The 13,532-nt window shown below is 50.3% G+C and carries 13 protein-coding genes; 5 read left to right on the top strand and 8 right to left on the bottom strand.

The genetic code is table 11. The features are described from left to right. Nucleotides 1-119: 119 nt before the first annotated feature. Entirely contained in the window at nt 120-902 is a 783-nt protein-coding gene (gene bioH, locus CWE07_RS03590) for a pimeloyl-ACP methyl ester esterase BioH (protein ID WP_111568748.1), read from the bottom strand. A gap of 68 nt (nt 903-970) precedes the next feature. Here bioH and CWE07_RS03585 point away from each other — a divergent pair, with 68 nt between their 5' ends. Next, nucleotides 971-1,702, top strand: a complete 732-nt coding sequence (locus CWE07_RS03585; RefSeq protein ID WP_111568749.1) for a ComF family protein — start codon at nt 971-973, stop codon at nt 1,700-1,702. On the opposite strand, the gene CWE07_RS03580 is transcribed toward CWE07_RS03585, so the two are convergent. Further along, nucleotides 1,699-4,341 carry a M14 family zinc carboxypeptidase gene (locus CWE07_RS03580; protein WP_241974029.1) on the bottom strand — a complete coding sequence of 881 codons (2,643 nt, stop codon included), beginning with the start codon at nt 4,339-4,341 and terminating at the stop codon, nt 1,699-1,701. The two genes, CWE07_RS03585 and CWE07_RS03580, sit on opposite strands and share 4 nt — an antisense overlap. A gap of 230 nt (nt 4,342-4,571) precedes the next feature. Between CWE07_RS03580 and nfuA the strand changes: the two genes are divergently transcribed. After that, nucleotides 4,572-5,150 (top strand): Fe-S biogenesis protein NfuA, encoded by a 579-nt coding sequence (nfuA, locus tag CWE07_RS03575; protein WP_111568884.1) that lies wholly within the window; start codon nt 4,572-4,574, stop codon nt 5,148-5,150. A gap of 174 nt (nt 5,151-5,324) precedes the next feature. After that, the gene (locus CWE07_RS03570) at nt 5,325-6,743 is read left to right on the top strand and encodes a DUF4397 domain-containing protein (protein WP_126818971.1); all 1,419 of its coding nucleotides are present in this window, start codon (nt 5,325-5,327) and stop codon (nt 6,741-6,743) included. A gap of 73 nt (nt 6,744-6,816) precedes the next feature. On the opposite strand, the gene CWE07_RS03565 is transcribed toward CWE07_RS03570, so the two are convergent. Continuing rightward, nucleotides 6,817-8,142, bottom strand: coding sequence for an MATE family efflux transporter (locus CWE07_RS03565; protein WP_241974027.1), 1,326 nt, complete (start codon nt 8,140-8,142; stop codon nt 6,817-6,819). Between the two features lie 12 nt (nt 8,143-8,154). On the opposite strand from CWE07_RS03565, the gene CWE07_RS03560 reads away from it, so the two are divergent. Continuing rightward, nucleotides 8,155-9,249, top strand: a complete 1,095-nt coding sequence (locus tag CWE07_RS03560; protein ID WP_111568750.1) for a polysaccharide deacetylase family protein — start codon at nt 8,155-8,157, stop codon at nt 9,247-9,249. 25 nt (nt 9,250-9,274) lie between these two features. Here CWE07_RS03560 and CWE07_RS03555 read toward each other — a convergent pair whose 3' ends face one another. Genes CWE07_RS03555 through CWE07_RS03535 form a run of 5 tightly spaced genes read right to left on the bottom strand, consistent with a single transcriptional unit; the run spans nt 9,275 to nt 13,267 of the window. Beyond that, complete coding sequence (locus CWE07_RS03555) at nt 9,275-9,955, bottom strand: SCO family protein (protein WP_111568751.1); 681 nt, start codon at nt 9,953-9,955, stop codon at nt 9,275-9,277. Further along, complete coding sequence (gene cyoE, locus CWE07_RS03550) at nt 9,952-10,866, bottom strand: heme o synthase (RefSeq protein WP_111568752.1); 915 nt, start codon at nt 10,864-10,866, stop codon at nt 9,952-9,954. Before cyoE ends, CWE07_RS03555 begins: the two co-directional genes overlap by 4 nt. Before the next feature lie 15 nt (nt 10,867-10,881). Continuing rightward, on the bottom strand, nt 10,882-11,871 hold the full coding sequence (locus CWE07_RS03545) for a COX15/CtaA family protein (RefSeq protein WP_111568753.1): 990 nt from the start codon (nt 11,869-11,871) through the stop codon (nt 10,882-10,884). Between the two features lie 6 nt (nt 11,872-11,877). Next, a complete protein-coding gene (locus CWE07_RS03540) occupies nt 11,878-12,474 on the bottom strand; it encodes a hypothetical protein (protein WP_111568754.1) in 597 nt (198 codons plus the stop codon). Next, the gene (locus CWE07_RS03535) at nt 12,461-13,267 is read right to left on the bottom strand and encodes an SURF1 family protein (RefSeq protein WP_111568755.1); all 807 of its coding nucleotides are present in this window, start codon (nt 13,265-13,267) and stop codon (nt 12,461-12,463) included. The genes CWE07_RS03540 and CWE07_RS03535 overlap by 14 nt, the downstream gene beginning before the upstream one ends. 24 nt (nt 13,268-13,291) lie before the next feature. Here CWE07_RS03535 and CWE07_RS03530 point away from each other — a divergent pair, with 24 nt between their 5' ends. Continuing rightward, entirely contained in the window at nt 13,292-13,510 is a 219-nt protein-coding gene (locus tag CWE07_RS03530; RefSeq protein WP_111568756.1) for a DUF2909 domain-containing protein, read from the top strand. Nucleotides 13,511-13,532: the final 22 nt, after the last annotated feature.

Here is a 13,532-nt window from a genome sequence, read left to right as displayed (position 1 = left end):
AAGTTTGAAGTATAGAAAATGTAAACAAATTTTGTGGCCAAATTCGAGTATCTTTACCAGCCGATAACAAAATATATCGCGGCATTCGCGGTTATTTAATCACTCAGTCAGCTCATCACTTAGTCCTTCGCTTTTGAGCTTGGGTTCAATAGCCAAGTTAAAAATTCGTCTGGCTGATTTAAAAAGGGGGTATGTGCGCTTTGGGTAAAAACTTTTGCAGGCACAAGCGTATTTGGTTGCACACTATGGTCAATGGCAGCTGCGACGGCGATTGGAACTAAGCTATCAAGACGACCATAGGCGCGGTACCACGGTATTTGCAGCGTTGAGAACTGATTCAGTTGGTCGCGCAAATCCACTTCAGCGAGCCACCGTAAGCCTGCGGCCAATGCGTCAGGGGCTGCGTCAGGCTGGCTCAATATACGCTGCTGCAATGCCTTAATATCCTCTTTCGCACTTGGGCTTCCCATGGCTTGTACTGCCAGAAAGCGTTTCACCGTTTGCTGATAATTGCGCGCCAATTGCTGCTGAAACTGGACCAGCACTTGGGCATCAATACCCGGCCATTGTTGCTCTGGTTTGGCGACAAAGCACGGCGAACTAGCGACTGTATAGACACTTGCCACCAGCTGAGGATGACGAAAGGCGATGAAACTGGCAAGCAAGCCGCCGAGTGACCAACCAACCAGGTGCACGGGGGCGTCATTGGATGTTTCAATTTGCCGTGCCAAAGTGTCGGCACTGGCATTGATATCGGCGAGCTCGGCGCGCCAAGGTGCACCACCAAAGCCAGGAAGATTAAGTGCTATACCACTTACTTGTGGTGGCAAAGCCCCGATAGTCGGTGCCCAAACGGCTTGGTTCAGACCCCAGCCGTGTAAAAAAACAAATTTTTGCGTCATTCGCGTATCCCGTTATTGCTTAATCCTGATTAACCTCTAAGTAGGCTAATTCAACAAGAGCAGTGGGTATGGTACATGATTGGCGCGCCTTAGGCCGTGAATTTAGTGTGCGTATGCGGCGCACCGCACAAGGTTATTGCTGGCTATGTGGGTATGCTAACGCTGTAATCTGCGGGTGTTGTACTACTTGTTTTGCCGACTTACCGCGTTTAGCGCCGGCTAACCTTCGTCCCGCAGGCGCATCAGATCATTGTCTGTATTGGTTGGCGGCTGCTTCCTATCAGCCGCCTGTTGACCGCTGGCTGCAACAATTTAAGTTTCAGCAGCAGCCTGCATTAGCCAAACATTTCGCCGCGCTAATTGCCGCTCAAGCCTTGGCGTTTCACAAGCAGCAACGAATGCGATTACCACAATGTTTAACCAGCGTCCCGATGCCAAATCAGCGTTGGCGGCAGCGTGGCTATAATCAAGCTGCGCTGCTTGGCCGCGAAGTAAGCCGCATGCTGGGGATTCCGTATCAAGACTGCGTCAGTATTCAAGGCCACAAAGGCGAGCACTTTACAGCCCAGCATCGCCTATCGGCGTCGGCACGGGCGCAAGCGATGCAACAACGCTTCATCGTGCGAGAAGCGGATACCTTTGCGCACTTAGCCTCGTTAGAACACGTTGCGGTCATTGATGATGTGATTACTACGGGCAACACAATAAGCGCTGTGGCATTGGCATTGCTGGAGGCAGGGGTGGGGATGGTGAGCGGGTGGGCACTTGCGTACACACCCGCAGAACAAGTAAAGGGTTAGTGTGCGTGCGCTTCTTCAGCCGCTGCCGCTTCATCCTCTGAATTGACAGTGCCCATGGCGTACTGCGACCAGAAAATAGCGTTCGCCATTAACTTTGAAGTACCCCAGAAATAGCCACGGAAGTTTACGTTGTCGGCAAAGCCAACCACGCGTCCACTGCCAAGGCGGTGAGCGACAATGGCCGCACGCTCTTTAATTACTTCACGATTGCCTTCAGACACGTAGCCCGCAAGTACTGGTGCATCGGTGTAGCGCGCCACGTCGATAAAAGGTGCGCTGTCGGCGCGCATGGCCATCGTGCTGTCTTTAAACACTGGTAGGCTAGTGCGTGTAAAACCAGCAGCGAGTGGGTGTGACAGGTCAAGCTCAGTGGCAAAAATGGCGCCTGCCACACGTTGCTGAGCAAAATAGTCGTTACGGTCTGCGTAGCTCAAGCCACGCGCATTAAACTGGGCATCAAACTCAGCTTGTTCCACAAAGTGGGCGCCTAAGAGGCCGTTATTCGACATCCAGCGCGCACCGCCTTTTTGACCAATCAAGGTACCACCAGCGCGCACCCACTGTTGCAGCCTGGAGGCTAGCGCATCACTGAAGCTATAGCGTCCGTTGACCATAATAATGTGGGTGTAGCGACTCAGGTCGATACGGTCCAGGCGCTGTGTTTCTACTTTAGTGACCGGTAAATTGACGTGACGGTCAAGGTAGTACCAAGCTTCACCTGCTTCCTGCACAGGCACACCATCCCCGACCACAAGCAACACCTCTGGCTTATTCACTGGGTCGATGCTGCGACTGCCGATGTCCATACCGGTGCTCGGAGTTAAGCCACGACTAATGGTATGCACAGGGATTTGGCTTTGGTTGCTGTAGTTGGCAACCCACTGCTGCACTTGCGACCAGTCATGCTGTTGATAGGCACGGGTGATTAACACGGTTCCCGCTGGGAAGTGCTGCTCACCTTGGGGCGTACTAATGGTCATAGCTTCGGCGGCTAAACGCGCGTGCACACCTTGTTGTAGCAATTGATTGAGCAATCGCGGCGCGAAATAATGCTCCCAGCTAAACGCGTAACCTACGTTGGTGTTTTGTAATTCGCTTGGCTGCCAAGGCGAGTCGCCCTGATAGGCTTGCTCTGCAATTCTAAAGCGGCGGTTATGGCTCACTTGGCTGAACGGAATGTTGAAAGCCTTTGGAAGTGTCCATGCTGACACGTCGTAGAAGGTGTTGTCGGGGAAGTCTTGACGCGTGCTAAACGCACCTTCAAGCAGGCGGAACTGGCGTTGGCGCGCTGGAATATAAAAATCTCGACCAGCGACGTAATCTTCGCCGTTGGCGCTAAAGTCTTCACTGACCGCGTAAGCCTCAATGTTGTGCTGGCGCAAAATGCTTAATAATTCTTGCATGCGCGCTGGGTCAGCAGCGTCGCCTTGCAGCATGTAACCATCGAAACCGGCACTGCGTGCCATGTCCATACTATCGCGGTAAAAGCGCTGCATAAATCCATTCAAACGATCACGATTCTCAACGGAACCGCGTACTGTCGACAGCGAGGTTAAGAATTGATTGCGAATGGTGAACGGGAAAGAGATTTCACCATTGATTGATTCTTGTAAATGGCCACGTGATGACCCTTGCTCGAATAAAATGCCGATAGTGCCTTGAATGTCCGGGTAGCTTGAGCCTTTGCCATAGTAGAAATCATCAAATGATTCCTCGGTGTAATATAAGCTATGTACATCATCCAAAATATCGGCGTGATACTCTGCGAGGAGCTCGGTGAGCTCGACATTCTCGTCCGGTGTCATCGGGTTTTTCCGTGACGGAATACCTGGTTGGAAGAAGTAGGTCGAATCGGTGCCCATTTCGTGATGGTCGGTCAGTACATTGGGCATCCAGCGTTGATACGCCGCGATGCGTGCGCGCGACTCTGGGTGCTGCAGTAATAACCAGTCGCGGTTAAGGTCAAACCAATAATGATTCTGGCGACCACGCAACCATAATTGCTGCAATTCAATGTTTTGGCGGTCGCTCACCAGGTTTTGGCTTTTAAATTGGTTAGCCCACTGTGCAAAGCGGCCGAGGCCATCGGGGTTCATTGCCGGCTCTATCAGTATCACGGTATTGTCTAACCATGCATCAATTTCAGGTCCTTGAGCCGCAGCTAGATAGTACGCGGTTAATAATGCGGCATTTGCTCCAGAAGACTCGTCACCGTGCACGCTGTAACCCAGATATACCACCAAAGGCGCGTCTTCAGGGCGGACATCACTTTGTGCATCGGTCAAGCGCATGTGCTCGCGGCGCATATCTTCAATACGGTCACGATTTTCAGCGGCAGCCACCTTCACCAGAATCAGCGGGCGGCGCTCGTGGCTAAAGCCCATGGTTTCTACTTGAATGCGATCCGAGTGTTGGCTAAGCACCTGCATGTAATGCACAAGTTGATCATGACGTACATGCCATTCACCCACTTGATAATGAAGTACTTCTTCGGGTGTAGGAATACTCGGGTCAAGCACTGTACCTTCTGGAAGATAATAGTCTAAATCATATGTCTGCTGTGCTTGCGCGCTGACGCTTAATGTCAGCAAGCAGATGCTGACCAATGCCATCCAGCTGCTGCGTAGAAAGTGATGCATGGTTTCCCCCATGAAACGACGCCTAAGACAATTAGGCTGATAAATAGTGAGCCTCGACGCTAACAGAGGGAGTGGAAATCTACCAGCCGATTACTATGCATCGCTGTTTGTTTGCGATAAAATAAAACCTAGTAAATTACTCGGGTATTCTGTTTCGGGCGATTTTGGTCGCGCAAACACCCTTACTCATGAACGCAATCGATTTAGCCATCGACAGCATAGAGGTTGATATGATTAGTATTTCAGCATCCGCGCAGGCACACTTTCGAGATCTGCTCAGCCAACAGCCGGAAGGCACCAATATTCGTGTGTTTGTGGTCAATCCAGGTCAAGCGAATGCAGAGTGTGGTGTGTCTTACTGTCCACCAGAATCAGTAGAAGTCAGCGATACACGCTTGCCGTTTGAAGGCTTTGATGCCGTCGTCGACCAGCAGAGCGCGCCCTTTTTAGAGCAGGCGGAAATAGACTTTGTCGAGCAAGACTTAGGTTCGCAGCTGACTTTAAAAGCACCAAACGCGAAAGCGCGCAAAGTCGCTGACGATGCGCCACTAATTGAGCGTGTTGAATATGTGATTCAAAGCGAAGTAAACCCCCAGCTAGCCAACCATGGCGGCCAAGTGATGGTCACAGAAATTACCGATGATGGTTTTGCAATTTTACAATTTGGTGGTGGTTGTAACGGCTGTTCGATGGTTGATGTGACGCTTAAAGAAGGCATTGAAAAACAACTACTTGATAAGTTTCCGCGTGAACTTGTTGGGGTTCGGGATGTGACAGAACATAGCCGCGGCGAACACTCGTACTACTAAGTTGTATAACTTTGCGAAGTCTTTACCTTGGTTAAAATCTTATACATTTCATTTAGTTACATTATAACAAGTTAATTTCTTGTTAGTTAAGTAGAAGGCGTGTGATCCTGATCACTTTGTACTCGCGTAGTTAAGTTTGCTGAACCAACTACATGAATCAACGAGGTATAACCCATGATCAGAATCACACGAATTTTTGCTGTTTCTGCCGTCGCTATGGCACTTGCAGCATGTAATAGTAGCAGCGAGCGCGTTGAACTAACGCCAAACCCACCCACACCACCTGTCGCTGATGGTACTGCGGAATTACGCATCCATCATACATCAGCCAATGCCCCTGCTGTCAATGTGCTTGCCAATGGCGACGTATTAGCGGGCCTTGAAAATGTCGACTATCAAAAGTCATCTCCACTACTTGAAGTGCCTGAAGCCACATACAGTGTGCAGGTCGATGGTATTTTGCCAGGTGGCGACGTAACAACCGTGATTGAAGGTGACTTCGATCTGGAAGACGGCGTGCGTTATGACATCTTTGCACTGGGTAATCTAGGCGCCGACGCACCGTTCGAGTTCGGTCCATTTATCATCACCAATTCAGTGTCGCCTGTGGCAAGTGGTGAAGCTCGCCTACAGGTATTGCACGGTGCGCCAGTCGATGTGCCAGTGGATGTTTATTTAACAGCACCTGATGCGGATATCGCAGAAGGTGGCGCAGACTTCACGTTATCGTATCAGGATTTCACTGACCAAGTTAGCGTGCCTGAGGGCGATTACCAAGTGACCTTGACGGTGGCTGGTGAGGCGAGCAGCGTATTATTCACGTCACCTACTTTAAGCTTGCCAGCAGGTGCGGATTTAATGGTGGTAGCCACGTTAAATACTGCGGCTAATTCTGATGATGCACCGATTGCCTTGTTGATTGCAGATGGTGAAGGTTCAAGTGTGGTGTACTCGACCACAACGGGCGCTGACATCCGTGTAGTACACGCCATTGGTGATGCACCAGCCGTTGATGTGTATGCCAATGAAATTGCTGGCGACCCAGTCGTAGCCAACTTAGCTTTCCCTGGTGCTACGGATTACTTAAACGTACCTGCTGATGACTACGAGTTCTTGGTGACCGTCACAGGTGAAACGGACGCGGTGCTAAGCCAAGAGTTTTCACTTGTAGATGGTTTGCAAGCAAGCGTATTCGCAGCCGGCGAACTGGGTGAAGAGACCGCAAATCTACAGGCTGTGGTGTTAGATAATCGCCGTGTAGCCACCGAAGCGCGCCTGCGCCTTATCCACGCATCACCATTTGCAGGACCAGTTGATATCTACGTGACTGCAACTGCAGATATCTCTGATGCAGAGCCTGCGTTTGCTGGTGTACCTTTCAATGCCGAAGAGCTGGTCACAACAGGTAATGTAGCACTTGCTGAAGGCACTTACTTTGTGACCATTACGTTAGCGGGTGAAACTGACGCAGCATTAGGTCCATTGGAAGTCGACCTATCAACCAGTGGTATTTACACCGCAGTTGCTGTGGGTAATACCGCTGACAACTTGGGTGTGATTCTGTTAGATGATTTAGCACCGACTGAGATGTAATCAAGATTGATTTCGACATGCCCATGTCATTCATAGGCCACCGTAAGGTGGCCTTTTTTTGTTTATACGGCCGCTATGTTGCTATCGATAGCATGCGTCGGCGATGCAGCAGCCACCACTGCCATGCGCCACGGCTTACCATAAACACGCAGAGTGCGAACCAAAGACCATGGTTTTGCCAGCTAAGGCTAAGCCACCAAGCTGGTATAAAGCCCAATAACGCGGAAAGCAGCATAGAATCGCGCATCGCCTTACTTTGGGACAAACCAATATAAATGCCGTCGAACAAGTAACTCCAGTGCGCCACTAGAGGTAACACAATTAGCCACGGCAGGAATTCGCCAGCGCGTTCGCGCACCTCAGGAATGTTGGTGATAAGGCCGATAATTGAATGGCCGAATAACGCAAAAATCAGGGCGTAAAGGGTGGCAAAAAGTCCGGACCAAAATAAACACAGCTTGAACCAGCGCTGCATGCTATGACCGTCACGCTGACCCTTGGCTTGCCCAACTAATGCTTCGCTGGCATAGGCAATACCATCTAAGCCGAGTGAAATGAGCATCAGAAATTGCAGGAGTACTGCGTTAGCGGCAACGGTAGTAGGTCCATAATAAGACGCATAAGCGGTCATCATCGCCATACATAGCTGCAACACCAGCGAACGTATAAAGATGTCACGGTTCATACCCAGCAGAGCGCTAAATTCATGGCGCTGCAAACGCGGTAAAGTACGCAGTTTCAGTCCTAAACTTCGAGTCACCCAGTACAGCCCTGCAATCGCGGTGACCCATTCAGCACAGACGGATGCCCATGCGGCGCCACGCACATTCAAATCAAGGCCAATCACCAGCACAACATCGAGGATGACATTCACTGCATTGGTAAGCACCACCAGCACCATCGCCGCTTTAGCTTGTTGACGCCCTAGCAGCACGCCAAGGATAACCAGCACAGCAAGTGCTGCTGGCGCGCCATATAAACGAATGCTGATATAGTCAGTGGCGAGTTGCTGTAGTTCAGGGGTTGCTTCGACAAGTTGCCACAACAGCCACAATATAAGCGGCTGCATGGCGAGCATCACCACACCTAACACGAGCGCTACTGCTAAGCCTTGGACAAACCCTCGTTGTTGACGCGGCGTATCTTGCGCGCCAAAAGCCTGCGCAGTTATACCTGTGGTCGCCATGCGCAAAAACACCGCCAATAAATAGACGAAGTTAATCGCCATAGCGCCAATTGCGACGGCACTCAAGTAGATAGCGTCTGGTAAATGGCCTATGATAGCAGTATCAACAAGCCCTAACATTGGGGCGGCAATGTTCGAGATAATCATCGGTAACGCAATCGCGAACACTTTGCGATGATCAGCTCGATGCCGAGTATCAAATATATTTAACAAGGGGGATAACCAATGCGAGGATTTGGACGCTGGAGTACCGTAATCGGGGCCATAGTGACTTCCGCTAGCTTATGGATGACATCAGCGTTGGCTTGGGCCAATGGTGACGCTGAACCGAGTGTTTCTATTTTAATGTACCATCATGTGAGTGAGTCAACACCGCGCTCAACCTCAGTATCGCCCGACGAACTGCGTGCGCACCTAACCTACCTGCGTGACAACGAGTTTAACGTGATTTCACTCACGGATGCTATTGCAGGTATTCGCGGCGAGCAAAGTTTGCCAGACAAAGCGGTGGTATTGACCTTCGATGACGCCTACGAAAACATCTATAGTGCCGGGCATCCGATTATGCAGGAATTTGAGATGCCATGGACACTATTTGTGACCACAGATCCTGTGGGTGATCGCCCTGGTCGCTATATGAGCTGGGATCAAATTCGTAGTTTGCACGACGATGGCGTCATTATCGCCAACCACAGCTTGGATCATGCGCATATGCCGCGTCGCCAAGGCTTCGAAGACGAGGCCACTTGGCGCCAACATATGGCTGAAAATATTTTACAAGCTGAACAAAAAATTCTGGATGAGGTGGGAGTAAGCTATCGCTTATTCGCCTTTCCTTACGGCGAATACGATAATGAGTTGTTAGACATCGTGGAAGAGCTCGGCTTTACTGGCTTCGCTCAGCATTCGGGCGGCTTTGGTCCAAGTTCAGACTTTCGTGCGATTCCGCGCTTTGCGGCTGCCGGTATCTACGCGAACTTAAATACCTTGAGCACTAAAATGGCAGCCTTGTCGTTTCCTATCCAAGCGGTTCGCTACCAGGATACCTTGTTGAGTTACGATAATAATCGCCCAGTGCTTGAGATTGAGTTTGAAGTGCGCGATTTTCGCCCGTCCCAAGTCACCTGCTTTATTCGTAATCAACCTCATGACATTGAGTGGGTGAATGACAACACCATGCGGGTGCAAGCTGAAGAGGCTGTGAATGTTGGCCGTTCACGCTATAACTGCACAGCGCCCAGTATCAGTAAACCTGGGCGCTTTTATTGGTATTCACAGCAGTGGATACGCATGGATGAAGAAGGCAGTTGGCCGGGCTAAGTTAATTCAGCCTAGCTAATCCAGCCTAGCGCTCAAGATAGCGCAGCATTCGGGTAAAATCCCGCAGCATCAGCTGCGGGTTAACCGTTGGGATCATGCCAGGCTCGTGACTGGCACGAAACACCGCTTGTTGATGGCCCTGGGGGTTAATCAAGATAATCGCCGCACTGTGATTAACTAGATAATTTGTCTCATCTTCGTCGGGAATACTGTACATCAGGCCAATATTGCGCACGAAGGGGAATAAGTCTTTGTGCTCACCACGAATACCGACAAACGGGAGCCGTTCAGCGTCTTCAAACCCACGATTGAAAAAACCGACATAGTTACGCAGGCGCGGAATGTCATCGCGTTGTGGGTCAACCGAAACCATCCACACTTGCACTGGGGTATCGGTTGCCGCGGCAATGTCACCCCAACTTTGTTGCAATTGCGCCATGGTGGTTGGGCAAATATCAGGGCAAAACGTATACCCAGTAAAAATAACCGTCCACTGCCCGAGTAAGTCGTCATTAGTAACGGCTTGGCCACGTTCGTTGTCGCCGGCCGTACTATGTAAACTAAACGGGTCAATACTACGTTGAGTTTGGTATAGCAGTGAGGTTTCTAGTTCTGGTGGGCCAGGGTTGGCGATACGTTGGTAACTCCATACGCCACCCACTAGAACAGCCGCTAACAGGGCGGCCAATAAGACACGTAACATCATGAGAATAAATAGTGATCCACTAATAAAAGAATAAACAACGCCATCAAATACCAAATCGAGTACTTAAACATATTGAATGCCGTCAGCTTTTTAGGCGCGTACTTTAAGCGCCATGCGTAAGCTAAAAAGCCGATATTCAATGCGCTTACCCCAATCAGGTACAACAGCCCGGACATGCCAATCAAATAGGGCAGCACGCAGACTACAGTTAACAAGATGGTGTATAAAAAGATACAGGTTTTAGTGAAATCGATACCATGTGTCACAGGTAGCATGGGAATATCCGCTTTCGCATAGTCTTTAGCGCGGTGCACCGCAAGGGCCCAGAAGTGCGGTGGCGTCCAGGTGAATATAATCAGCACCAGTAAAATGGCATTGGCGTGAATTTCCCCAGTTACCGCAGTCCAGCCTAATAGCGGAGGCGCAGCGCCAGCTAAACCACCAATAACAATATTCTGTGGTGTCGCGCGCTTTAAATACATGGTGTAGACGAATGCATAGCCGACTAAGCTCGCCAGTGTCAGTAGTGCAGTGATGCGATTCACCATCAGCTCAAGTACGATATAACCGAGTGCGCCGATAATGGCTGCAAAGGCAAGCACGCGCGCTGGTGACAGCGCCCCAGTGGGGAGCGGGCGGCGCAATGTACGCGCCATCTTGGCGTCAATATGACGGTCAACTAAGTGATTAATTGCAGCAGCCGAGCCCGCCATCAAACCAATCCCAACCAGTGCTGGCAACATAATATCCAGCGCTACCCATGTATCTGTGGCCAGACACATGCCGACCAAAGCAGTGAGCAACAGCAACGCAACGACTCGAGGTTTGGTCAGCTCTAAATATTCGCGCCAGCTGGCGCGTTTAGTCAAATTGGCAGCAATAGCCTGCTGTTGTGAACCTTGGTGTGACATAACGACCTCTTATTATTATGTTTTGCGGGCTAAGTTGTAATTCAGGCCAACCAGCGACAGCAATAACAGGGCACCGAAAGCATTGTGTGCGACGGCGACTGCTAGCGGCAAACTAAATACGACATTGCTAACACCCAGTGCAAGCTGAATAACCAATAACAAGGTTATAACAAAGGCACTACGTTTGAACAATGCCGATTGTGCCTGACGCCATAATTTAAACAGTAAAAAGCCTAGCACAACTGTGGTAATTAGCGCGCCCAAGCGATGCAATACATGCATGGTCATGCGCTCAGCATAGGAATGCACACCAAATTCATAGGTTGCAGCTTTAGGTAAGCTAAATGCGCCGGCGAAATTTAAACGTTGTACCCATGGGCCTTCGCAGACCGGTAGTTCGGTACACGCAAGTGCGGCATAGTTGGCTGCGACCCAGCCTCCCAGCGCAATTTGGCCGACGACCACCAGTAAACTAAAGAGCGCAAGAGAACGTAACTCGCGCAGCTTTGGGTCACCGCCTAGCATGTGGTAGGGCGTCTCGCGTAAGTACAATAGATATAGCAAAGAGAACGTCGAAAAGCCGCCAAGTAAGTGCAACATCACAATCACGGGTTGCAGCATCATGGTGACTGTCCACATTCCAAGTGCAGCTTGCCAGCAAATCAAAATGAGCAGAAAAATAGGTAGCTTAAACGGTTGATGTCGGGTTGCGGCACGCATACGACGGCGAATCGCGACGATGGCGATCGCAAGCACCAGTAGGCCTAAGATACCCGCCGCGTAACGGTGGATCATTTCATTCCAGGCTTTTTGTGTGTCCAAAGGCGCTTCGGGAAAGGCTTCAACTGCGACGGCTTGGCGGGTTTCACTTTGTGGCACCGTGAGGAAACCGTAGCAGCCAGGCCAATCAGGGCAGCCTAGGCCTGCATCGGTTAAGCGCGTAAATGCGCCAAGTACAATGACTATAAAACAAAATGCTAATGAAAACTTAACTAGATTGCGCATGCTGATTTACCCCACGCGTGACATTTTTAATAGTTTTTTTAAGTCATCGAGCATATCGCGACCCACTTGAATGGCTTGGTTACGCTCGCTACTGCCATCATATCGCATCATCACAAAGCCGAGCGGATCAATGATAAGTAGGCTACCTTCAGGCAATTCACTCAGCTGTGCATGCAGTTTTGGCAGCACCAGGTACTGCATACGGCTGTCTGCAGACAATTCAGGCAAACCAGTGACTTGCTCGCTACGCTGGATCGCTACGGGGGTTACGCGGCTACTATCACGTCCCAGGGCTAAGTCGGTTTGGTTTATCACATACAAGCCGTTCACACACTGCTCGTCACAGGCGTCAGGCACCCGATACGCTAAACGCCAATGCTGTGGCATTAATTGGTTTTCCTCAGCCGTGGCTTCAATTGGGGGCGATAGTAATTCACCCTTGTTGGTTACGCCTGGGGTGTACCAACCCATTTTTAGGATAATCTGCGCGCCGAGTAACGGAATCGCAAAGCAAAGAAACACACCAATAAACAGGCGTCGATTATTTCGCTTACGCGTTATTTCAGCATCATTGTTAGGGTGTTGTGCATCACTTTTTATCATTATTATGTGTCTCCTGAAGTGATGAAGAGGGAACGGACCGGCGGCTTGCGACTAAAAATACCACCAGCGCCGCAATCGCGAGTCCAAACCACTGCACGGCATAGGCGTAATGGCGATGGGGTTCGCTAATAACGACCGGCCAGTCGCGGGTAAACCCATACTCGATATCTTCGTCGAGCAAAATACTAAAGTCGGTGAGTGCCAAACCTGTCTGCTGGCGAATGGACGCTAACTCGAGATATTGAATACGCTGCGGTAACGTATCGCTAAACTGCTGTTCGTTAAGCAAAAAGGGGCGCGCTGCTGGGATATTTAGGCGACCTTCGACGTTAACTCGGCCTTCGGGTAAAGTAATTTCAGGCAAGGTACTGCGTGTGCCGGGCAACTGTACCCAGCCCAAATTCACTGGAACCTTCGGCATTGAGGCTTGGTTATCAGCGTCAGCGCTTAACAGCGCGACGACATGGTAGCCGACGCGTCCATTGGAGGTTTGGTTGTCGATCAGAAAATAGTGGCCAGACTGAAACTGACCATGAACAGCGACACGTTGGTCTTGCTGCCATTCGCCTTGCTCGATGAAGGCTGGCGTAATGTCCGTTGCTGGCAGGCTCGCTGCACTTGCGTGCTGATCAAGAATGGCTTGTTTTTCCTGGCCACGGTCGATTTGCCAAAGACCTAGCTTGACCAGAATGACGATAGCAAGCAAAGTAACCACACATGCACCTGGATGCAGACGAAATTGCTTGTTGTCCGTGTTAGCGGATGATCTGCGACTCAGGCCAAGGAAAGACATAATAAACAACCTGGAGACAATCGCGTGTTAAACGTCATATTAAAAATAATTCTTGTCGCGCTACTGCTATACATCATTTACAACTTATTCAAAGGGCTATTTAGCCTGTTACGGGCGGATGGTGAACGCCCACCAATGTCTTACTTTTTAGGGCGTCGAGTGCTGTTTTCAGCCCTGGTGATGATACTTATTATCCTGGCTCTTGCATTTGGGGTAGTGACCCCGAACCCGCGCCCCTATTAATTGGGAGCATGAGAAAAGCCGC

Origin of the sequence: Aliidiomarina maris (assembly GCF_003987335.1) — a bacterium.
GTDB lineage: Bacteria > Pseudomonadota > Gammaproteobacteria > Enterobacterales > Alteromonadaceae > Aliidiomarina > Aliidiomarina maris.
This window is presented reverse-complemented; position numbering and strand designations above follow the sequence as displayed.